Source organism: Curtobacterium sp. MCLR17_032, assembly GCF_003234795.2.
GTDB lineage: Bacteria > Actinomycetota > Actinomycetes > Actinomycetales > Microbacteriaceae > Curtobacterium.
The window spans coordinates 2,875,689-2,898,097 of record NZ_CP126268.1; the positions used below are offsets into that span (position 1 = coordinate 2,875,689).

General features: G+C 70.6%; 18 protein-coding genes. 9 read left to right on the forward strand and 9 right to left on the reverse strand.

The features are described from left to right. Nucleotides 1-74: 74 nt before the first annotated feature. A complete protein-coding gene (locus tag DEI97_RS13685; protein WP_111074532.1) occupies nt 75-1,073 on the reverse strand; it encodes an ATP-grasp domain-containing protein in 999 nt (332 codons plus the stop codon). A gap of 160 nt (nt 1,074-1,233) precedes the next feature. After that, nucleotides 1,234-2,091: a helix-turn-helix transcriptional regulator gene (locus DEI97_RS13690; protein ID WP_111074531.1), complete on the reverse strand. Its 858-nt coding sequence runs from the start codon at nt 2,089-2,091 to the stop codon at nt 1,234-1,236. A gap of 101 nt (nt 2,092-2,192) precedes the next feature. On the opposite strand from DEI97_RS13690, the gene DEI97_RS13695 reads away from it, so the two are divergent. Together DEI97_RS13695 and DEI97_RS13700 are read left to right on the forward strand one after the other, a co-directional pair. Next, nucleotides 2,193-2,933 (forward strand): SDR family oxidoreductase, encoded by a 741-nt coding sequence (locus DEI97_RS13695; protein ID WP_111074632.1) that lies wholly within the window; start codon nt 2,193-2,195, stop codon nt 2,931-2,933. Nucleotides 2,934-2,994: 61 nt separating this feature from the next. Next, a complete protein-coding gene (locus tag DEI97_RS13700; protein WP_111074530.1) occupies nt 2,995-3,492 on the forward strand; it encodes a hypothetical protein in 498 nt (165 codons plus the stop codon). Between the two features lie 24 nt (nt 3,493-3,516). On the opposite strand, the gene rsmA is transcribed toward DEI97_RS13700, so the two are convergent. The 4 genes from rsmA to rsmI form a co-directional block, all read right to left on the reverse strand. Then, a complete protein-coding gene (rsmA, locus tag DEI97_RS13705) occupies nt 3,517-4,377 on the reverse strand; it encodes a 16S rRNA (adenine(1518)-N(6)/adenine(1519)-N(6))-dimethyltransferase RsmA (RefSeq protein WP_111074529.1) in 861 nt (286 codons plus the stop codon). Between the two features lie 2 nt (nt 4,378-4,379). Further along, entirely contained in the window at nt 4,380-5,303 is a 924-nt protein-coding gene (locus DEI97_RS13710; protein WP_111074528.1) for a TatD family hydrolase, read from the reverse strand. Further along, nucleotides 5,300-6,877: a methionine--tRNA ligase gene (gene metG, locus DEI97_RS13715; protein ID WP_111074527.1), complete on the reverse strand. Its 1,578-nt coding sequence runs from the start codon at nt 6,875-6,877 to the stop codon at nt 5,300-5,302. The genes DEI97_RS13710 and metG overlap by 4 nt, the downstream gene beginning before the upstream one ends. 123 nt (nt 6,878-7,000) lie before the next feature. Further along, entirely contained in the window at nt 7,001-7,822 is an 822-nt protein-coding gene (gene rsmI, locus DEI97_RS13720) for a 16S rRNA (cytidine(1402)-2'-O)-methyltransferase (protein ID WP_111074526.1), read from the reverse strand. A gap of 79 nt (nt 7,823-7,901) precedes the next feature. Between rsmI and DEI97_RS13725 the strand changes: the two genes are divergently transcribed. Continuing rightward, nucleotides 7,902-9,533 carry a dolichyl-phosphate-mannose--protein mannosyltransferase gene (locus tag DEI97_RS13725; RefSeq protein ID WP_111074525.1) on the forward strand — a complete coding sequence of 544 codons (1,632 nt, stop codon included), beginning with the start codon at nt 7,902-7,904 and terminating at the stop codon, nt 9,531-9,533. Between the two features lie 229 nt (nt 9,534-9,762). Here the strand turns inward: DEI97_RS13725 and DEI97_RS13730 are convergent, their stop codons facing one another. Beyond that, nucleotides 9,763-10,422, reverse strand: a complete 660-nt coding sequence (locus DEI97_RS13730; RefSeq protein WP_146248105.1) for a TetR/AcrR family transcriptional regulator — start codon at nt 10,420-10,422, stop codon at nt 9,763-9,765. A 166-nt stretch (nt 10,423-10,588) separates the two neighbouring features. Between DEI97_RS13730 and DEI97_RS13735 the strand changes: the two genes are divergently transcribed. The 5 genes from DEI97_RS13735 (at nt 10,589) to hrpA (ending at nt 20,224) form a co-directional block, all read left to right on the forward strand. Beyond that, nucleotides 10,589-12,160 (forward strand): MFS transporter, encoded by a 1,572-nt coding sequence (locus tag DEI97_RS13735; protein WP_111074523.1) that lies wholly within the window; start codon nt 10,589-10,591, stop codon nt 12,158-12,160. Nucleotides 12,161-12,359: 199 nt separating this feature from the next. Continuing rightward, on the forward strand, nt 12,360-13,205 hold the full coding sequence (locus tag DEI97_RS13740; protein ID WP_111074522.1) for a sulfurtransferase: 846 nt from the start codon (nt 12,360-12,362) through the stop codon (nt 13,203-13,205). A 117-nt stretch (nt 13,206-13,322) separates the two neighbouring features. Beyond that, nucleotides 13,323-14,390, forward strand: a complete 1,068-nt coding sequence (locus DEI97_RS13745) for an NAD-dependent epimerase/dehydratase family protein (protein ID WP_111074521.1) — start codon at nt 13,323-13,325, stop codon at nt 14,388-14,390. A gap of 103 nt (nt 14,391-14,493) precedes the next feature. Further along, a complete protein-coding gene (locus DEI97_RS13750) occupies nt 14,494-16,350 on the forward strand; it encodes a thioredoxin domain-containing protein (protein WP_111074520.1) in 1,857 nt (618 codons plus the stop codon). A gap of 34 nt (nt 16,351-16,384) precedes the next feature. Beyond that, complete coding sequence (gene hrpA, locus DEI97_RS13755; protein WP_111074631.1) at nt 16,385-20,224, forward strand: ATP-dependent RNA helicase HrpA; 3,840 nt, start codon at nt 16,385-16,387, stop codon at nt 20,222-20,224. A 61-nt stretch (nt 20,225-20,285) separates the two neighbouring features. Here the strand turns inward: hrpA and DEI97_RS13760 are convergent, their stop codons facing one another. Continuing rightward, nucleotides 20,286-20,588 (reverse strand): hypothetical protein, encoded by a 303-nt coding sequence (locus DEI97_RS13760; RefSeq protein WP_111074519.1) that lies wholly within the window; start codon nt 20,586-20,588, stop codon nt 20,286-20,288. Between the two features lie 395 nt (nt 20,589-20,983). Here DEI97_RS13760 and DEI97_RS13765 point away from each other — a divergent pair, with 395 nt between their 5' ends. Then, nucleotides 20,984-21,919 carry an endonuclease/exonuclease/phosphatase family protein gene (locus DEI97_RS13765; RefSeq protein WP_181439202.1) on the forward strand — a complete coding sequence of 312 codons (936 nt, stop codon included), beginning with the start codon at nt 20,984-20,986 and terminating at the stop codon, nt 21,917-21,919. Nucleotides 21,920-21,962: 43 nt separating this feature from the next. On the opposite strand, the gene DEI97_RS13770 is transcribed toward DEI97_RS13765, so the two are convergent. Further along, nucleotides 21,963-22,388, reverse strand: coding sequence for a hypothetical protein (locus DEI97_RS13770; protein WP_111074517.1), 426 nt, complete (start codon nt 22,386-22,388; stop codon nt 21,963-21,965). Nucleotides 22,389-22,409 lie beyond the last annotated feature (21 nt).

The window sequence follows — 22,409 nt, forward strand, 5'->3', positions numbered from 1 at the left end:
TGGGGCGGGCCTCCCGTCCGGTGGATGGTCAGGACGGTGCGGCGGGGGCCGCGCGGGCTGCTGGCCGCGTCGGGTCAGGCGTGCGCTGCGGCGGCCGCGTACTCCGCGTCGAGCAGGCCGCCGAGGAAGCGGGCGATCGAGCGCGGCCCGGAGGCGGGCGCGACCGCCTCGACGGCGGGGTTGTAGTTCGTGTTCGTGTTGATGTCGTACACGACGGTGCGGCCGTCGGCGGTCTCCATGAACTCGACGCCGGCGATCTGGATGCGCTGGTCGGCGAGGAAGCCGCGCAGCTGCTGGACCAGCGGGTGGTCCGCGGTGACCTCGGTGCGGACCGAGAACGTCTCGGTGGCACCGCCGTCGGTACCCGGGACGTCGCACACCGCACCCGCGATGGTCTGCGGGACCTCGCACGCGTCCGCCGGGCAGAGCTCGAAGCTGCCGGCGCTCGTGTCGACGCGGACCGCGTAGACGAACTCGCCACCGACGAACTCGGCCCGGGTGATGAACGGCTCGCGCGCCGTCAGGTACTCCTGCAGCAGCGTGATGCCGTCGACCGGCGCCTCGAACTCGGGGCTGTCCACGTACCCGTCGAACTCGGCCAGCGAGTCGAAGCGGCGGACGCCGAGGCCCTTGCCGCCCTGGTTGTGCTTCGTGATGAACGGGACGTCCTGGCCGTTCGTGAAGGTGGCCGCGGACTGCTTGAGCGTCGTCGTGCCGAACACCGCGGTCGTCCGGGGCACGTCGAAGCCCGCGGCGCGGAGCAGTCCGTGCTGGGCGACCTTCGACACCTCGAGCTCGAGGACGTGGCTGCCGCCGACGACCTGTCGCCCGGCGCGCTCGAGCCAGCCGAGCAGCGCCCGGGTGTACTCCTTGCTGTGCTCGTGCCCGCGGGTGTGGCTGCTGGCCGACATGCGGCTCCAGTAGACGCCCGGCTCCGGCTCGGCAGCCAGGTCGATCTGCCCCTCGGTCAGGAGGATCTCCTGCACCGGGACGCCCTCGGCCTCGAAGGCGGCGGCGAGCGGCGGGAACCACTCGGGGTTCTCGTGGATGACGTACACGCGCGGAGTGCTCACCGCACCACCCTAGGCACGGTGTCGTCGCACCTGCCAGGTGTGTGACGTGGTGTTGCAGGCACACCACACTGCTGCCCCCACGACACAACGCCCCGCACTCGGCGGGGCGTTGGCTGGGTGCGGGAGGCCCGGAGGCGTCCTGCACCCCCAGGATACCAGTTCAGTGGGGCGCAGCCGAAGCGTCGAAGGACTGCTGGCCGACGACTCCGAGCAGCTCGAGCTTCTGCGCGTCCTCGCTGCCCGCGGGAGCGGTGAACAGCAGGAGCGCCTGCGCCTGGTCGTCCGTGTGCAGGACCTGGCAGTCGACGGTGATCCGGCCGAGTTCGGGCTGCACGATGGTCTTGTTGTCCGACCAGCGACTCGCGACCTCGTGCAGGGCCCAGAGCTCGGCGAACTCGGGGCTCCGCCGTTCGAGTTCCGCGATGAGTTCGCTCACCCGTCGGTCCCCCGGGCCGGCCAGCCCGACCGCGGCCCGGAGCGACGCCACCACGACCCGGCCCAGGTGTTCGTGCTGCTCGGCCGCGTACTTCGCCCGTTCGGTGCCGCTCACGAACCACCGCCACGCCTGGTACCGCTCGTTGCCGGCCAGACCCACGGACGTGCCGAGGAGCGCCGCCGCCATCGGGTTCTCGACGAGAGTTTCCCCCAGGTGGTTCACGACGATCGCCGGGGTGTCCGCCAGCCGGTCCAGCACGCGGAGGATCGCGGGGTCGACGTGGTCGGCGCGGTGCATCCGGACGGGCGCGTTCTGCCCGGTCAGGTGGAACAGGTGGTCGCGTTCGTCGAGCGAGCACCGGAGGGCACGGGCGATCGCGGCGACCATCTGCTCCGACGGCTGCGGGCCGCGCTGCTGTTCGAGCCGCGTGTAGTAGTCGACGGACATGCCGGCGAGGGCCGCCACCTCTTCACGACGGAGGCCCGGGGTGCGCCGCCGAGCGCCGGCCCCGATCCCGACGTCCTCCGGGCGGAGCAGCTCCCGTCGGCGGCGGAGGAAGTCGGCGAGGGCTGCACGGTCCATGCCCCCAGTTTGCTGCGTCCGTCACGCCGGAGCCAGGGAGCGCCGGTCCCCCGATGACCGCGCTCTGGTTGCCCCGACCCGCACGGCGCATCGTGGTGGTCATGGACATCACGAACAGCACCGTCTTCATGCCCGGCGCGACCTCGGGCATCGGCCTGGCCCTCGCGCTCCGCCTGCAGCAGGCCGGCAGCACCGTCGTCGTCGGCGGCCGTCGCCAGGCCCTCCTCGACTCGATCGCCGCCGAGCACGGCCTGGACACCGTGCAGGTCGACGTCGCCGACGCGGAGTCGATCCAGCAGGCGGCCGAGACCGTCCTCGCCGCCCACCCCGCACTCGACACCCTGGTGACGATGTCGGGCATCATGCGCAACGAGGACCTCCGCGACCCGGCGCACATCTCGGACGCCGTCGAGATCGTCGAGACGAACCTGGTCGGCACGATCCGGCTGATCGACGCGTTCCTGCCGCACCTGCTCGGCCGCCCGAGCGCGACGGTGATGACGGTGTCGTCGGGTCTGGCGTTCGTACCGCTGACCGCCACCCCGACCTACAGCGCGACCAAGGCCGGCGTGCACGCGTACACGCAGGCGCTCCGGCAGCAGCTCGTCGGCTCGTCGGTCGAGGTCCTCGAGCTCGCGCCGCCGGCCGTCGCCACCGACCTGATGGGTGGGCAGGACTTCGGCGGGATGCCGCTCGAGGTGTTCATCGACGAGGTCGTCGGCCTGATCGAGTCCGGTGCGGCTCCGGAGATCCTGGTGCAGAACGTCCAGCCGCTGCGGTGGGCCGAGCGCGACGGCAACCACCAGCAGATCCTCGAGATGATGGCTTCGCGCGAGCACTGACCCACTCCACCCGTCCTGACATGTAGCACATCATGCTGCTCCGGCATGTCAGGATGGGTGGATGCGACGAGCACCGTACGAGGAAGCCCTGCCGTCCGGACGCCTGATGCCCGTGGTCGGCATCGCCGTGATCGCCATCGCGGTCGCCGCGGTCGCACTCCCGCTCGTCCTGCCGCCGTCACCCGGTCGCGGCCTCGATCCGGGAGACGTCGCGGTCCTCCTCGGGACACTCGTCGTCACGGTCGTCCTCGGCATCGGCGTCGTCCGGATGCGACAGACGATCCGTATCGACGACGTGCTGGAGGTCCGCGTCAGCCCGTTCTGGTACCGACGCCGCATCCCGCTCGACCGGATCGCGTCGGTGACGCCGATGGAGATGAACGGCCTGAACTCGGGCGGCTGGGGCATCCGACTGATCCCGAGCGGGACCGCGATCCTGCTCGACAACGGGCCGGGCGTGCACGTCACCGTCCGCGGCAAGCGTGCACTGCGGTTCCGCTGCGACGATCCGGACGCGCTCGTCGCCGCTCTGGAGGCACGGGGCGCGTCCGTCCGCTGAGTCGCGTCCGTCGGGCGGGCTCGGTCAGTCGCTCGTGCCGGCGGCTGCGAGGACGGTCCTGCCGAGACGCACGAAGTCGTCGACGCCGAGCTCCTCGCCGCGGGCGGTCGGCGCGATGCCGGCGGCTTCGAGGACCTCCGACGCGTGCGCGCTGCCGCCCAGGACACCGGAGAGCGCCTGGCGGAGCATCTTCCGACGCTGCTGGAACGCCGCGTCGACCAGGGTGAACACCCGCGATCGCAGCTGTTCGTCGCCCGGGGGCTCGTGCCGGTCGAAGCCGACCAGGACACTGTCGACGTTCGGCACCGGCCAGAACACCTGCCGGCTGACCTGTCCGGCGATCCGCCACGACCCGTACCAGGCGGCCTTGACGCTCGGTGAGCCGTAGACCTTGCTGCCCGGGTCGGCGGCCAGGCGGTAGCCGACCTCGGCCTGCACCATGACGAGCGACCGGACCAGGGACGGGAAGGTCGCGAGCAGGTGCAGGAGCACCGGCACGGACACGTTGTAGGGCAGGTTCGCCACGAGGTGCGTCGGCGCGACGGGCAGGTCCTCTGCCGAGACCTGCATGGCGTCCTGGTGGACGACGGTCAGGCGGGCGTCGGGCTGCATCGCGGAGACGGTCGTCGGCAGGTGCGCGGCGAGCCGGGCGTCGATCTCGACAGCCGTCACAGCAGCGCCGGTCTCGGTCAGGCCGAGGGTCAGCGACCCGAGCCCGGGCCCGACCTCGAGCACCGCCGACTCGGGCGTGACGCCGGCGATCGACACGATGCGTCGGACGGTGTTGGCGTCGTGCACGAAGTTCTGGCCGAGCTTCTTGGTGGGCGTGACGTCGAGCGTCGCCGCGAGTTCCCGGATCTCCGCCGGGCCGAGGAGCGCACCCACGGCTACTGCACCACCGTGACGGGTTCGGCGTCCCACATGCCGTAGACGAGTTCGGTGTTCGAGGTGATCTGCGCCGCGAGCATCGACACGTCGGTCCCCAGCGTCTCGGCCATCGACCGCAGCGTGTGCGGGATCAGGTACGGCGCGTTCGGCCGACCGCGGAACGGCGTCGGGGTGAGGAACGGTGCGTCCGTCTCGACCATGATCAGGTGGCGCGGTGCGACGTGCAGGGCGTCGCGCAGGTTCTGCGCGTTCTTGAACGTCACGGTGCCGGCGAACGACATGTACCAGCCGCGCTCGGCACACAGGCGTGCGAGCTCGGGGCCGCCCGAGAAGCAGTGGAAGACCGTGCGCTCCGGGGCCCCGACACGCTCGAGGACCTCGACCACGGCGTCGTGGGCGTCCCGGTCGTGGATCGTCAGCGCCAGGTCGTGGTCCTTCGCGATGCGGATGTGCTCCTCGAAGGAGCGGATCTGCGCCGCCCGGCCGTCGTCACCCGTGCGGAAGAAGTCGAGCCCGGTCTCCCCGATCGCCCGGACCCGGGGCAGGGCCGCGAGCTCGGCGATGCCGGCCAGGTGTTCGTCGAGCAGGCCCTGTTCGTCGAGGACGGGGGCTTCGTTCGGGTGCAGGGCGACCGCGGCGAGGACCCGGGGTTCCCGTGCCGCGATCGACGCCGACCACTGCGAGGTGGCCAGGTCCGTGCCGACCTGCACGACACCGCGGACGCCGACGCTCGAGGCACGGTCGAGGTGCTCCCGGTAGTCGAGCGGACCGTCGCCACCGTCCCCGACACCGTCGGCGATCTCCATGTGCGTGTGGTTGTCGTACACCGGCACGGTGAGGGCCTGCGGCAACGGCGGGTACGTCAGGTCCCGCTTCTGCCCGCCACCGTCGCCGCCGCGAGCGCGGACGTGCGCGTCGGTCACGCGGCGCCCTGCTCCGGCTGCTCGATGCGCGGGAACAGCCCGGCCGCGAGGGGCGTCACCGTCTCCGAGCCCTGCCACTCCCAGGCGCGGTCGATGCGCTGCTCGGCGATGGTCCCGCCCGCACCGATCGAGGCCCAGAGCTTCTCGGTCGCCTTCGGCATCACCGGGGACACGAGCACGGCCACCGTGCCGAGGCCCCGGAGTGCGGTGACGAGCACGGTCGCCAGTCGCTCGCGCTGGGCGTCGTCCTTCGCCAGGGCCCAGGGCTCCTGCTCGGTGATGTAGCCGTTCAGGACGTCGACGAGTTCCCAGACCGTGGTGATCGCGTCGTGCGGGGCGAACGCGGCGATCGACGCGTCGGCCCGCTCGGTGACGGCCTGCGCGAGGGCGTCGACGGCCGCGTCAGACTCGGTCAGTTCGCCACGCTCCGGGACGGCACCGTCGAAGTACCGGTTCAGCATCGCGACGATGCGGGAGGCCAGGTTGCCGAAGCCGTTCGCCAGTTCGGCCTGGTACCGCGCCGAGATGTCTTCCCAGCTGAAGTTGCCGTCCTGCCCGAAGGTGATCGCGCGGAGGAAGTAGTAGCGGAAGGCGTCGGAGCCGAACGTGTCGGTGATCTCGCTGGGGGCGATGCCGGTCAGCTTCGACTTGGACATCTTCTCGCCGCCGACGAGCAGCCAGCCGTGGCCGAACACGCGCTCCGGCACCGGGAGCCCCGCGGCCATGAGCATCGCGGGCCAGATCACGGCGTGGAAGCGGGCGATGTCCTTGCCCACGATGTGCACGCTGGGCCAGAGGCGCTGGAAGGCCTCGTCGTCGTCGGTGCCGTAGCCGAGCGCGGTGATGTAGTTCAGCAGCGCGTCGAACCAGACGTAGAGGACGTGGTCGGAGTCCCACGGGATCTGGATGCCCCAGTCGAAGCTCGACCGCGAGATCGACAGGTCACGCAGGCCCTGCTTGACGAAGGAGACGATCTCGTTGCGGACGCTCTCCGGCTGGATGAACTGCGGGTTCGACTCGTACAGGTCGAGCAGGCGCTGCTCGAAGTCGGACATCCGGAAGAAGTAGTTGCGCTCGGCCAGGACCTCCACCGGGATGGAGTGGATCGCACAGACCTGCTGGCCCTCGTACGGACCGGTGCCGGGCACCAGGTCACTCGGCTGCTTGTACTCCTCGCACCCCACGCAGTAGAAGCCCTCGAACTCGCCGGCGTAGATGTAGCCGTCGTCGTACAGCTTCTGCAGGAACGCGGTCACGCCACGCTCGTGACGCTCGTCGGTCGTGCGGATGAAGTCGTCGTTCGCGACGTCGACGGTGTCGAGCAGCGGCTTCCACGCGTCGGTGACCAGGCGGTCCGCCCACTCCTTCGGGGTCACGTCGTTCGCCGAGGCGGTGCGCAGGATCTTCTGCCCGTGCTCGTCGGTGCCCGTGAGCAGCCAGGTGTCGTCGCCGCGCTGGCGGTGCCAGCGCGCGAGGACGTCCGCGGCGACCTCCGTGTACGCGTGCCCGATGTGGGGCACGTCGTTGACGTAGAAGATCGGCGTGGTGATCGAGAACGAGCTGCCGTCGGCCATGCGGACCATCCTAGAGGCGAGCCCGAGCCCCGTGACGCGCGGTCACCCGGCCTGTGGACAACCGGACGGGAGGCCCGTGGCGGCGCCGCCACGGGCCTCCCGTCCGACAGGTGTCGGGTCCGGTCAGCGTGCGGCGAGCGCACCCTCGTAGAGGTCCCGCTTGGACAACCCGGTCGCGTCGGCGACCGCTGCGGCGGCCTCCTTCATGCGTGCGCCGGCGGCCACGCGCTCGAGGACCAGGCGCACGCCGTCCTCGATCGTGGCGTCCTCACCCGACCCCGTCGAGCCCGCGACGACGATGCAGATCTCGCCGCGGACGCCGTCGGCCGCCCACTCGGTCAGCTCGGCGAGGGTACCGCGTCGGATCTCCTCGTGCAGCTTCGTGAGCTCCCGGCAGACGGCGGCGCGCCGGTCGGCTCCGAACCCGGCGGCCATGTCGCCGAGCGTGTCGGCGATCCGGTGCGGCGACTCGAAGAAGACCATGGTCCGCTGCTCCCCCGCCAGCGCGGCGAAGACACGACGACGCTCGCCGCCCTTGCGGGTCGGGAAGCCCTCGAACGTGAACCGGTCCGTCGGCAGCCCCGACAGCGCGAGGGCGGTGAGGACGGCACTCGGGCCGGGGATCGCGGTGACGGTGACGCCCGCGGCGGCGGCGGCCTCCACCAACGGGAAGCCGGGGTCGCTGATGGCGGGCATGCCCGCGTCGGTCAGCACGACGACGTCGTCCTCCCGCGCCAGTTCGACGACCTCGGCCGCACGCTCCCGCTCGTTGTGCTCGTGCAGCGCGATGAGCCGCGGCCGGTTCTCGATGCCGAGTGCGCGCATGAGGTGGATCGCGGTCCGGGTGTCCTCGGCGGCCACGACGGAGGCGTTCGACAGCGTCTCCACGAGTCGACGGGAGGCATCACCGAGGTTGCCGATGGGGGTTGCTGCGAGGACGATCACGACCCCATTGTGGTCGTCGTGCCCGTGCCCTGTGGACGAGGCGGGCCAGCGGCGAGGTCGCGTCCGTAGGATGCTGCGAATGACCACGGACCTGGCCGACCTGCAGAAGACCGTGCCGGACGTCCCGCGCGGCTCGCGGCTCGACGACTGGTGGGGCCGCGTGCTGTCCGTCGGCTGGCGGGTCGCCGCCTGGCGCTGGGGCGGTCCGATCGCGGTGACCGTGCTGGCGGCGCTGCTCCGACTGGTCGACCTGGGCCGGCCGCACACGCTCGTGTTCGACGAGACGTACTACGTCAAGGACAGCTGGTCCCTGGTGCACCTCGGGTACGAGGGCACGTGGCCGGCGAACCCGACCGGCGACGGCGCGGTGACGACCGACCAACGGTTCGCCGACGGGCAGACCGACATCTACTCGCGCGCCGCGGAGTTCATCGCGCACCCGCCGCTCGGCAAGTACCTCATCGGCCTCGGCATGCTGCTCTTCGGGCCGGACAACGCCTTCGGCTGGCGGTTCACGGTCGCGGTCCTCGGCATCGCCACCGTCTTCCTCACCGCGGTGATCGCCCGCTCGCTGTTCCGCTCGACCTTCATCGGCACGCTGGCCGGCGGCTTCCTGGCGGTGGACGGGCAGGCGATCGTGATGTCGCGGGTGTCGCTGCTCGACGGCATCGTCACGTTCTTCGTCGTGCTCGGCTTCGGCGCGCTCCTGCTCGACCGGCGGTCGTCGGCCCGACAGCTCGACCGGTGGATCGACCGGAAGGCCGCGGCCGGCCGGCCGACGCTCTGGGGTCCGGTGCTGTGGCGGCGGCCCTGGCTGGTCGCGATGGGCTTCTCGCTCGGGCTCGCGACGGCGACGAAGTGGACCGGGCTGTACTTCCTGGCGTTCTTCGCCGTGTACTCGGTGGTCAGCGACATGCTGCTGCGCCGGCGGGCCGGTGTGGCGTTCTGGTCGTCGAGTGCCGCGCTGCAGCAGGCCCCGGTGACGTTCCTGCTCACCGTGCCGATCGCGGCCGTCACCTACGTGGCGTCGTGGACCGGGTGGTTCGTGACCCGCGGCGGCTGGGACCGGAACTGGATCGGGACCGGTGGTCAGCGCTGGACCGGCGTGCTCGCCTGGGTGCCCGACAGCCTGCAGAACTGGTGGCACTACCAGGCAGAGATCTACGGCTTCAACATCGGCCTGCACACGCCGCACTCGTACCAGGCGAACCCGCTGCTCTGGCTCTTCATGCAGCGGCCGACCTCGATGTACTACGTCGGGGTCGACGCGGGCCAGGACGGCTGCGCGGCCGACCGCTGCGGAGCGGCGATCACCGGCATCGCGAACCCGTTCGTCTGGTACGCCTCGGTGATCGCGGCCGTGGTGCTGCTCGTACTGCTCGTCACCCGGCGGCGGTGGGAGTACGGCATCGTGCTGATGGGCATCGCCGCGGGGTACCTGCCGTGGCTGATGTACCTCGACCGCACGGTCTTCCAGTTCTACACGATCGCCTTCGAGCCCTTCCTCGTGATGGCGCTGGCTGCCGTGATCGGGCACCTGCTCGGGTCACGGGAGGACCCACGGCCACGGCGGACCCGGGCGCTGATCTGGCTCGGGGTCTACCTGGTGGTCGTGGTGCTCGCGTCGGCCTACTGGTACCCCCTGTGGTCGGCGATCCAGGCGCCGTGGGACTTCATCCGGTCCCACTACTGGCTGCCCAGCTGGTTGTAGGCGGGCACGCGCTCGTCGCGCGGGCGATCGGGTCCGGACCACCGGACGGGAGGCTCGCTGCCAGGCCGCCACGGGCCTCCCGTCCGACACGGCCCGCCGCCGGCACGGCCCGCCGCCGGCACGGCGGTCCGGAACTTGGCCGGTCGGCGGACGTGAACGGTGGGTCCTGACCAGCCGGGAGCCCGGTGGCGGTGGGCGCCGGCGGACCTGAGCGGTGTGTCGTGACCGGTCAGGACTGGGCGTGCAGGGCGCGTTCGATGGTCTCGCGGTCGAGGGGGTCGCCGAGCATGCCGTCCGGGTCGGCCGGCGGCAGGACGCCGTCGATGACGACCTTGGCGTACCGACGCCAGGCGTCCGGGTCGTGGGCGCGGGTCGCGTCGGCGACGGCGCCGATCATCGTGGTCAGCATCGGCAGGTCGCGGTAGTCGAAGCCGTCGCGGACGACCCCGGCGTCATGCGCGCGGCCGATGATCGTGGAGACCTGGCGTTCGAGCCGGTCGCGCTCGTGCACGATGGACGGCCGGGCCTTGCCGGCTCGGACGATCGCGTCGGCGAGGGCGCGGTCGCGCGCCCGGAACTCGAACACGCCCATCAGGTAGAGGCGGAGCGACTCGCGCGGGTCGATCTCGGCGGCGGCACGTTCGGCCGCGGCGTTCATGGCCTCGAACTTCGTCGCGAGCAGGGCCTCGATCAGGGAGTCCTTGTCGGCGAAGCGCCGGTAGACCGTGCCGACGCCGACTCCGGCTTCGTGCGCGATGTCGTTCAGCGTCACGGACAGTCCGCGCTCGGCGAAGCACTTGCGTGCGGTCTGGAGGATCAGCTCGCGGTTGCGTGCCGCGTCAGCTCGGAGAGGCCGTTCGAGGTCGGCGTGCTGATCGGTGGTGCTCACGGTGACGACCGTAGTTGAACTTTCTGGGAACAAGCGGATGCACCTGCTCCGTTTTGGTCTACAGTGGTCCGAAGCGGATGCCTGGCATCCGGTTCCACCACACCATTACAGTGCCCGACGGCGCGCGCTGCGAACACCCTCCACCCCTTCTCGAAGGAGGTCTGTCGTGACGGCAGAACAGACAGCGCCCGCACCCACCGGTTCGGCGCCCACGACATCCGATGCGACCGCATCCGGTGGCACTGCATCCGGTGCCACCGCACCGCGCAAGGACCACCGCTGGATCACCCTGGCGGTCATCGCCCTCGCGCAGCTCATGGTCGTGCTCGACGCGACCATCGTGAACATCGCGCTGCCCTCGGCGCAGCAAGACCTCGGGTTCGGGACCGACCAGCGACAGTGGGTCGTCACGGCCTACTCGCTGGCGTTCGGCTCCCTGCTGCTGCTCGGCGGCCGGCTGGGTGACCTCTTCGGCCGCAAGAACACCTTCATCATCGGACTCGTCGGGTTCGCCCTGGCCTCGGTGCTCGGTGGCCTGGCCGACTCGTTCGGTCTACTCGTCGCCGCCCGTGCGCTGCAGGGTGCCTTCGGCGCGCTGCTCGCCCCGTCCGCGCTCGGCATGCTGACGACGACCTTCCGGGACCCGAAGGAACGCGGTCGCGCGTTCGGCATCTTCGGCTCGATCGCCGGTTCCGGTGCGGCCATCGGCCTGCTGCTCGGTGGCGTCCTGACCGAGTACACCTCGTGGCGCTGGTGCCTCTACGTCAACGTCGTCTTCGCCGTGCTCGGGGTCATCGGTGCGCTGGTCTTCATGGTGAAGCCCCCGAAGGCCGACCGCCCCCGCATCGACGTCCTCGGCGTCCTCACGATCACCCTCGGTCTGGTCGGCGTCGTCTACGGCTTCTCGAACGCCGAGACCAACGGCTGGGACGACCCCGTCACGATCGCGATGCTCGCCGTCGGTGTCGTGCTGATCGCGGCCTTCGTGTTCATCGAGACCCGCGTCGCACACCCGCTGCTGCCCCTGCGCGTCGTGCTCGACCGTGACCGCGGTGGCTCGTTCGTCGCGATCGGCCTCGTGGCGATCGGCATGTTCGGGATCTTCCTGTTCCTGACCTACTACCTCGAGCAGACCCTCGGCTTCTCGGCGCTGCAGACCGGCCTGGCGTTCCTGCCGATGCCGCTGTCGATCATGATCTCGGCCACGCAGATCGGCGGCCGCCTGCTGCCCCGCGTCGGCCCGAAGATCCTGATCTTCGCCGGTGGCCTCGTCGCCGCGACCGGGCTCCTGCTGCTGCTCCGCACCGATCTCGACAGCTCCTACGCGGGGACCGTCCTGCCGGCGCTGATCGTCATCGGGCTCGGCATGGGCACGATCTTCTCGTCCGCGATGAACACCGCGACGACCGGTGTGGCTCGCTCCGACGCCGGTGTGGCCTCCGCGACCGTGAACACCATGCAGCAGATCGGTGGCTCGATCGGGACGGCGCTGCTGTCGACGATCTTCGCCGACGTGGTGAAGAACAGCCTCTCCGGGCTGAACGCAGCGCCCACGAAGCTGCAGCAGGCGCAGGCCACGCTCGACGGCTACCACGCAGCCTTCGGCATCTCGGCCGGCGTGCTCGTGCTCGTCGCGATCGCCAGCGGGTTGCTCATCAACCGGCAGTCGGTCCGTCTGGCCCGCCTCGCGCGTGCCGGCTCGGACACGACCGGCAGCGTCCCGGTCGCCGCGCACTGACCCGGCCCCACCACAGCAGCACGTCGAACGCCGACCGGCCCCGCAGCAACATGCGGAGCGGGTCGGCGTTCGTCATGTCGCAAGCCACCGTGCTGTCGCAGGCCACATCGCGCGGACGCCCAGAGTCCTGTCCGTGCCCTGTTCCGAACTGTTGCTGAATCTCTGTCATCAGTCGGAGGTCTCGATTAGCGTTTGGCTCATGGCACCCGTCCTGACCTCGCCGCTCGTGTCGACGCAGTGGCTCGCCGACCACCTGGGTGCGGACGACCTCCTCGTCCTCGACGCCTCGGTGCACACGGACGGCATCGGCTTCGACATGTCGTGGCACTCCGCCCGCGACGCCCACGAGCGTCGCGGACACGTCCCGGGTGCCGTCTACGCCGACCTCATCGATGAGTTCTCGGCTACCGAGGCTGACCTGCCACTCACCCGTCCCGGGGTCGACCGCTTCGAGTCCGCAGCCCGCGCGCTCGGGGTGAGCCGGGCCTCCACGGTCGTGGTCTACGACGACGGCATCGGTGAGTGGAGCGCTCGCCTGTGGTGGATCTTCCGGTCCTTCGGCTTCGACGCCGTCGCCGTGCTCGACGGCGGCTTCCCGAAGTGGCGCGACGAAGGTCGCCCGGTCCGCGTCGGCGCGCTGTCCCGCACGCCCCGACCGTCCGTGGACGCGTTCGTCGCGGGAGAAGAGCGTCCGCTCTGGGCCGACCGCGCGCGGGTCCTCCGTGCGGTCGACGGGTCCGAACCTGCTGCGCTCGTCATGGCTGCCGACCCGGCCGTCCTGGGCGACGACCACCCGCCGATCGTCCCGGGCAGCACCACCATCGGTGTCCGTGCGCTGCTCGACGGGTCGAACGCGCTCCTCCGGCAGCCCGAGCTGAAGCGGGCCCTCGCACCGGTCCTCTCGGCGGACGAGGTCGTGACCTACTGCGGTGTCGGCAGCGCTTCGTGCGTGGACGCCCTGGCCCTCACGGTGCTGGGCCACAAGAAGGTCCGGGTCTACGACGGGTCGCTCGCCGAGTGGTGGCGGGAGCCGATCGCTTCCTGACCGGCCGACGCCCCCTGCTCGGCTGGCGCTGCCCGTCCCCCCGCGGCGGGCTCGCGCTGCCCGTCCCCCTGCTCGGCTGGCGCTGCCGGTCCCCCGCGGCGGGCTAGCGTTGCCCGCATGAGCAGCAGACGCGCGGTCGTCCTCGGCGGTACCGGCGGCATCGGGTCCCAGGTCGCCCGCGAACTCCTCGACGTGTCCGGCCGGGGCGGCGACGACTGGGAGGTCGAAGTCGTCTCCCGCACCGGTGGGCCGGTCGCCGACGAACTGCTGGCCCGCGGTGCGGTCGGCCGTCCGGGAGACCGACGCGACACCGCGTTCCTGCGCGAACTGCTGCGTCCCGGCGCAGACCTGCTCGTCGACACGGTCGGCGTGACCCGCGACGATGCCCTGCAGCTGGCCCCGTTCCTCGACGACGTCGGATCGACCGTCTTCGTCTCGTCCAAGGCGGTCTACGCCGACGAGCAGGGGCGGCACGCGAACTCGGTCGACAAGCCGGTGTTCGGCGGCGCGGTCACCGAACTCCAGCCCACGGTGGCCCCGGGCGACGCCGACCCGACGAGCCGCGACGGGTACGGCGCCGCGAAGGTCGCCGCCGAACAGGTCCTGCTCGACCACGGTGCCCCCGTCACGGTCCTGCGTCCCTCGAAGGTGTACGGCGTCGGCATCGGCCGGCCCCGCGAGTGGTTCGTCGTCCGCCGGGTGCTCGACGGCCGCGAGCGCATCCTGCTCGCTGACGAGGGCCGCGGCGTCGACCACACCACGGCGGCGTCGGGCATCGCATCCCTGGTCCGACTCGTCGCCGACGCACCCGACCGCCGGATCCTCAACGTCGCCGACGACACGGCGCCCAGCGTCCTCGAGATCGTCCGCACCGTCGGCGGCCACCTCGGTCACACGTTCGACGAGGTCCTGCTCGGCGAGGACGCCCCCGCGTTCGTCGGCCTCACGCCGTGGTCCGTGCCGTCGCCGTTCGTGCTCGACACCACCGCAGCCCGGTCCCTCGGCTGGGTGCCGCCGCGCTTCGCGGACGCGGTCGTGCCGGAGATCGACTGGCTGGTCGAGACCGCGCACCGTACGCCGGCCGACGGTGACGTCCCGTGGGCCGCGGACCCGTTCTGGGACCGGATGTTCGACTACGGGCCGGAGGACGCGGCGCTGGTGCTGCTGTCGCTCGGGCTCGACTGACGTCGGACCTGGCAGGGGCGCGCTGCGCTGTGGACAGCGGCCACTCGTCCACAGATCGGCCTGGAGGCCCGCCCACACAGGGCGCGCGGGGCACGCTGGGTGCATGAACGACAACCGGCTCGGGGCCGCCGTCAGCCCCTACCTCCGCCAGCACGCCGCCAACCCGGTGGACTGGCGTGAGTGGGGAGCGGACGCCTTCGTCGAGGCGCGGGAGCGTGACGTGCCCGTCCTGGTGTCGATCGGCTACGCCACGTGCCACTGGTGTCACGTCATGGCGCGCGAGAGTTTCTCCGACCCGGAGATCGGCGCGATGCTCCGACAGGACTTCGTCGCCGTGAAGGTGGACCGTGAAGAGCGGCCCGACGTCGACTCGAGCGCGATGGCCGCGGCGAGCGCCTTCACGGAACAGCTCGGGTGGCCGTTGACGGTCTTCATGACGCCGGACGCGCAGGTGTTCTACGCCGGCACCTACTACCCGCCGCAGCCGGTCGGCGACCACCCGTCGTTCCGGCAGGTCACGGCGGCGGTGCTCGATGCGTGGCAGGACCGCCGGCACGAGGTCGATGCGAACGCGACGGCCGTCGCCCGGGCGATCCGGCAGGGTGCCGAGGCGGACGCGGCGGCCGCGCAGGCCGGGCGGCCTGGCGGGGGTGGGGCGGGCCTCCCGTCAGCGGATGCGATCCACGGCGTCGTCGCGGACCTCGAGCGCGCAGAAGACGCGACGTACGGCGGGTTCGGTGGAGCGCCGAAGTTCCCGAACGCCCCGTTGCTGGAGTTCCTCGGCGACGCGGCCGCGGACGGCGACGCCGCTGCCGGCGCCCTTCTCTCGCGTGCGCTGGACGCGATCGCCGGGTCGGAGCTGACCGACCCCGACGGCGGGGTCTTCCGGTACGCGACCCGTCGTGACTGGTCCGTCCCGCACTACGAGCGGATGCTCTACGACAACGCCGGGCTGCTCGCGGTGGCCGACGCGGACCGGGCCCGGGGCATCGCGGACTTCCTCCGGGACACCCTGCGCCGACCGGACGGCGCGTTCGTGGCGGCACAGGACAGCGAGTCGACGATCGACGGCCGTCGGGTGGAGGGCGAGTGGTACCGGCTGCCCCGCGATGAACGCGCCCGGCTCGATCCGCCGCCGCTGGACGACCAGGTGCTCACCGGCTGGAACGGACTCGCGATCCGGGGGCTGGTGCTGGCGGGCATTCGCGCGGGCGACGACGAGATGATCACCCTCGCAGGTGCCGCGGCCGACGCCGTGATCGACCGGCACCTCGGCGACGGCCACGTCGTCGTCCGGTCGAGCACGCCGCGCGGTGTCTCGTCCGCGCCGGCGACCGTGGAGGACCTCGGGTTGTTCGCGGAGGGGCTGCTCGAACTCGCCCTCGCGACCGGTGAACTGCGGTACGCGACGATCGCCCGGACCCTGGTGGACGACGGACTCTCCGGTGCGCTCGAGGTCGACCCCGTCCTGGCTGCCGCGGGCACCGCGACCGGCGAACAGCCGCAGACGGCCCTGCGATCGGGGACGGTGGCGCTGGCCGGTGCTGCGGCGACACTGTCCGCCCTCACTGGTGACGACGAGCTCCGTCACGCTGCCGAGCGGCTCGTCGCCGAGCGCGCCCGGACGGGTGTCGAGCGGCCGCTCGGGCACGCCGACGCCCTGGGTCTGGCGCTGGCGCTGCAGCGGCCCTCACGAGAGGTCGTCCTGGTGGCGGACCAGCGGTCAGACCCCACGGTCGCGGGCATGCTCGACGCCGTCCGGACCGCCCGACGTCCAGGAACACTCGTCGCCGTGCTCACGCGAGCGCAGGCGGCAGAGTGGGCCGCGGCGGGCTTCTCGCTGTTCGACGGCCGAGACGGACTCGACGGCGTGACCTACGTGTGCCACGACCGGGTGTGTGCGCTGCCGGTACGGAACACGGACGACCTGCTGGGCCAGCTCGCTGTCCGGCACGGCTGAGCACGGCGCGCCCGGACGGTATCCTGGAATGCTCATGTCGAATCCCCCCGTCATCACGTACCCGCCCGAGTTGCCCGTCTCGCAGCGGCGGGACGACATCGCCGCTGCGATCCGCGACAACCAGGTCGTCATCGTCGCCGGTGCCACCGGGTCGGGCAAGACGACGCAGCTGCCGAAGATCTGCCTCGAACTCGGGCGCGAGAGCATCGGCCACACCCAGCCCCGACGCATCGCGGCGCGCACGATCGCGGAACGGGTGTCGGAAGAACTCGGCGGCGAGCTCGGCGACCTCGTCGGGTACCAGGTGCGCTTCACCGACAAGGTCAGTGCCGCCACCCGGATCAAGGTGATGACCGACGGCATCCTGCTCAACGAGATCCACTTCGACCGCGACCTGAAGCGGTACGACACGATCATCATCGACGAGGCGCACGAGCGGTCCCTGACGATCGACTTCCTGCTCGGTTACCTCAAGCGGCTCCTCACACGGCGCCCCGACCTCAAGCTCATCATCACGAGTGCCACGATCGACCCGGGGTCCTTCTCCAGGCACTTCGACGACGCCCCGATCATCGAGGTCTCCGGCCGCACGTACCCGGTGGAGATCCGGTACCGGCCGCTCGTGGCCGAGGACACCGGCGACGACTCCGACGACGACGAGTCCGACTCCCGCACCGGCGACAGCGGCAGCAACGCCGACGACCGCGACACCCTGCAGGGCATCACCGACGCACTCGACGAACTCGCGCGGGAAGACCCGGGCGACGTCCTGGTGTTCCTGTCCGGCGAGAACGAGATCCGCGACGCGCAGGACGCCATCGAGGGCAAGCACTACCCGGGCACCGAGGTCCTCCCCCTCTACGGACGACTGTCCGCAGCGGACCAGCACCGGGTGTTCCAGCGGTCGAACACCCCGGGCCTCCGCCGACGTGTCGTGCTCGCCACGAACGTCGCCGAGACCTCGCTGACCGTCCCCGGCATCAAGTACGTCGTCGACACCGGCACCGCCCGCATCTCGCGGTACTCCCCGCGGGCGAAGGTGCAGCGGCTGCCGATCGAGGCGATCTCGCAGGCGTCCGCCAACCAGCGCTCTGGCCGTGCCGGTCGCACGAGTGCGGGCATCGCGATCCGGCTCTACTCGGAAGACGACTTCGACCGCCGTCCGGAGTACACCGACCCGGAGATCCTCCGCACGAACCTGGCAGCCGTCATCCTGCAGATGATCTCGCTCGGGTTCGGGGACATCGAGTCGTTCCCGTTCCTGCAGCCGCCGGACTCCCGTGGTGTGAAGGACGGTCTGGACCTGCTCCGTGAGCTCCGTGCCGTCGACACCGAGGGCGCGATCACGAAGACCGGCAAGCAGCTCACCCGCCTGCCGATCGACCCGCGGCTCGGCCGGATGGTGCTCGAGGCGAGCCGGCAGGGTGTCGGGCGTGAGGTCATCGCGATCGTCTCGGCGCTGAGCATCCAGGACCCCCGCGAGCGTCCGCTCGAGAAGCGTGCCCAGGCCGATCAGCTGCACAGCCGCTTCGCCGACCCGACCAGTGACTTCCTGACGCTGCTCGGCCTCTGGAACTACCTGGAAGAGAAGCAGGACGAACTGTCGTCGAGCGCGTTCCGCCGGATGTGCAAGGCCGAGTTCCTCAACCACCTGCGGATCCGCGAGTGGCAGGACCTGTACCGCCAGCTGTCCCGCGCGGCCAAGCAGGTCGGCATCCACGTCGGCACGGAACGCAAGGACGACCCGGACTCGGTCCACCGCGCCCTGCTCGCGGGACTCCTCAGCCAGATCGGGCTCCGCGACCGCGAGAAGCGCGACTACCTCGGTTCGCGCAACACCCGGTTCGTGGTCTTCCCCGGCAGCGTCCTGGCGAAGAAGCAGCCGGACGCCGTGATGGCCGCCGAGCTCGTCGAGACCAGTCGACTGTTCGCCCGGACCGTCGGCCGCATCGACACCGCCTGGGTCGAACCGCTGGCCGGTGACCTGCTCAAGCGCACATACGGCGAACCACACTGGGAGAAGAAGCAGGGCGCCGTCGTCGCCTTCGAACGGGTGACCCTGTTCGGCGTCCCGATCGTGCAGCGTCGACGCGTGCAGTACAACCGGATCGACCCGGTGCACTCGCGTGAGCTGTTCATCCGGCACGCCCTGGTCGAGGGCGAGTGGGAATCACAGCAGGCGTTCGACCGGTCGAACCGGAAGCTCCGCCGCGAACTCGAACAGCTCGAGGAGCGCACGCGCCGCCGCGACATCCTGCTCGACGACGAGACGGTCGTCGAGTTCTACGACGCGCGGATCCCGGCCGAGATCGCCACCACCCGGGACTTCGAGGGCTGGTGGCGTCGGACCCGGCGTGACCAGCCGGACCTCCTCACCATGCGGCGCGAGGACCTGCTCGACGAGTCCGCTGCTTCGGCCGCCGAGGACGACGCCGAGTACCCGACCCAGTGGCGGAGCGGCGACCAGCGCCTCGCCGTCCGGTACCGGTTCGAGCCGGGCGCCGAGGACGACGGCGTCAGCGTGCAGGTGCCACTCGCCGTCCTGCCGCGGATGCGCGAAGAGGGCTTCGACTGGCAGGTGCGCGGCCTCCGCAAGGAGCTGGTGACCGCGCTCATCAAGGCCCTGCCGAAGCAGATCCGGAAGAACGTCGTCCCGGCTGCCGACTGGGCCGAGAAGATCGTCACCGAACTCCCCGACGACGCCCCGACGACGCCGACCGAGAGCTTCCGCGCCACCCTGGCGAAGACGATCCAACGGCTCGTGCACGTGCCCGTGTCGGAGACGGACTTCGACATGTCCCGGGTGCCGTCGCACCTGCTGCCCACCTACGCGGTCGTCGACGAACGCGGGCGCCGGGTCGAGGCCGGCAAGGACCTGTCCGCCCTGCAGACGAAGCTGAAGGACCGGACCCAGCAGAGCGTCGCCGCCGCCACGCAGCGGACGGGAGGCTCATCCCGCGTCGCCGACGCCGGTTCCGGCCGCCGCATCGAACGCTCCGGCCTCACCGCGTGGCCGGACCAGGACCTGCCCGAGGTCCTCGACACGAAGCAGGCGGGCGGCGTCATCCGCGCGTACCCGGCCCTGGTCGAGGAGGGCTCCGGCCCGAAGGCGACGGTCGGCGTGCAGCTCCTCGCGACGCCGGGCGACCGCGCCGTGCAGATGCCCGCCGGGGTCCGGCGCCTCGTGATGCTCGCCGTGCCCTCCCCGGTGTCGTACATCCAGCAGCACCTCACTGCGCAGGAGAAGCTCGCCCTGGCCGCGAGCCCGTACCCGTCGACGAACGCACTGTTCGACGACGTCCTGGCCGCCGTCGTCGACGCCGGGATCCGCCGGACGCACCCCGACGGGATGGTGTTCACACGGGTGGCGTTCGACCAGGTGCGCGACACCGTGTCGTCGACGGTCGTCGACACGATGTTCACCGCCGTGTCCGAGGTCGCCGCCGTCCTGAGCGCGCAGCGGAACGCCGAACGGGCGATGAAGCAGGCGACGAACATGGCGCTGCTGCCCGCGCTGTCGGACATGCGGCAGCAGATGGAGCGCCTGGTGTTCGCCGGGTTCGTCTCGGTGGCCGGACTCGACCGGCTCCGACGCATCCGGGTGTACCTGCAAGGCATCGAGGCCCGCGTGACGAAGCTGCTGCAGAACCCGGGCCGTGATGCCTCGTGGATGCGCGAGGTCACCGGGGCCACCGACCGCTACATCGAGGCGGGTGGGGCCTTCCCGCCGTCGGTCGGCTCGCACCCGGAGCTCGTGCACGCGCGGTGGATGCTCGAGGAGTTCCGCCTCAGTCTCTTCGCGCAGGAGCTCGGCACGGCGGAGACCGTGTCACTGCAGCGGATCACGAAGGCGCTGACCGCCGCCAGCCGCTGACCCGCGCCGTCCCGCTCTCCGTCGGTGGCCGCGACGCGGTGGGGCGGCGGCGCGGCGAGGCTCACCCAGGCTCGACCAGGCACTCGGTGCTGATGAACACCTCGCCAGAGGTCGTGGCGACGGCACGGACGGTCCACGGCGACGAGCCGTTCAGCTCCCCCGGATGCTCAGCACTCGGCGGATCCTGGCTGATGCCCGCACCCGACCAGAGCGCGGCCACGGCGTCGAACCGGGTCCGCTCCTCGGCTGTCGGTGCCGTCGGTGCCGTCGGTGCCGCCGTCGAACCCTCATCGGGGCGGCGGAGGTCGTAGATGAAGGACGTGCCCGGCTGGTCGTTGCGGAGCTGGCACTCCTGCCTGGTCACCTCGGCGCCCGCGGGGTCCAGGTCCGCAGCGGTGCGGGCACCCAGCTTCCGAAGCTCCCCGGAAGCGTCTCGGTCACCGAAGTGGCGTTCCGCCGCGGTGGCCGGCTGGGCGCGTCGCTGGGCGTCCTGGGCGGTGGTGCCGACCGTGCTGAGCAGCGCCGTTCCGGGTGAAGATGGGCCGTTGCTGAACGACCACCCCGTTGACCCTCGGCTGACCTGCAGGTGTCGTGCAAGAAATTTGCTGGCCCTTGTGGAAAGATTTAGTGTCCGCCTGAGGGCGGCGAGGCTGACGGAGCATGATGACATCTCGATCCCAAGAGGCTCTCCCGCGGAGACGATTCACGCGTCCGGGTAAGGCCCGCGGAAGTGTATCGATCGTCCTGACGGCGATATCAGTGTTACTGCTGCTTGTTGGCGTCTTGGCTCCGCACACCGGTGGCGGCAAGTTACCCGTGCTGTACCTGCTAGTAGCGTTCCATTCGCTTTTCATGGTGGGTGTCACCGCCTTTACACTTTTGGCCGTCATTGTCGTTGCGGCGCTCCGCTGGCGATGGGTGACCATAGTCATCGCACTCATAGCTCTTGTGGCGAGCGTGAGCGTTATGGTTCCGAGCTTGAACCGTTCGCCAAGAGTGGAGCCGGCTCGCGTCGCTTCATCGGGTGCCGGAACACTCCGGGTGCTTGAATGGAACACTGGCGAGCAGGACGTCGACACTACGGTTCTGCAGACGCTAATCAAGCAGACCGATCCAAACATCATTGTGCTCCCGGAGTATTTTACGCAGCTCGCGAAAGGAACGTTGGCTGATGTCGCAAAGCAGCGAGATATGCAGATCCTTGGCTGGAACGGTTCATCGGCGACGGCGTTGATCTCGCGATCGCTTGGCAACTACCGGGTCGACCACTCCGGGACCCCGCCTTGGGCTGGATTCGTCGCGGTACCTGCGAACCCTCAATCGCCGCGCTTAGTGATCACTCACCTGCAGCGCCCCAGCCTGACGAGCACGTCGCTGTGGCGTGAACACGTCGAGTGGGCTGCCGCTCAGTGCCAGCAAGGCACTATCGCAGTTGGGGATTTCAACGCGACAGCGCCGAATATCAATCCGTCGACGAAGCTTGGCAAGTGCTCCGACAGCGCGGCAGCACTTGGCGAGAGCCCTCAGGGCACCTGGCCTACAGCGTTGCCTGGCTCGCTTGGTGCGACAATTGACCATGTGTTCGTCGGCCCCGGCTGGAAGGCGGCAGCGTTCTCTGTTCTCGATGGCCTCGACGAAGCCGGGTCGGACCATCGACCGACGTTTGCCGTGGTCACCCCTGCCCGCCGAACATAGAAAGGGCGGTCGGCGTGTGCCGACCGCCCTTTCTGTGAGGAGGTCAGTAGTTGACCGCGACCTTGCTTGCGTTGAGGAACGTGTTTCGGTTAGAACCGGAAGTGTTCCCGTTGATTGCGGTGATGACGAACTGGTAGGTGCCCGAACCCGGGTTCCCGAAGGAGTACGTGCCACAAGCGTGCGTGGCGCTACCGTCGGCGCGTCCGTTCCGGTACAGGGTGACCTTGACGCTCGACAGCTTCGTCGAGCCCGGCGTCTTGCCGGCCGCGTTCACCTCGCAGCTGGAAAGCGTCACAGTGGTTGTCGCGTTGTCCGATCCGTTGTCGATCCACTGACGGCTCGAGAACGTCGGCTGAACCTGGTTCAGAGAGCTCGTGAAGCTCCCCTCCGCGAACGCCGAGCCCGTCAGGCCGCCTACTGCGAGTGCCGGAGCGCCGACCGCGATGACCCCGCCTGCGATCAGCTTCATCCTGAGACTAAGCCCCTTTGC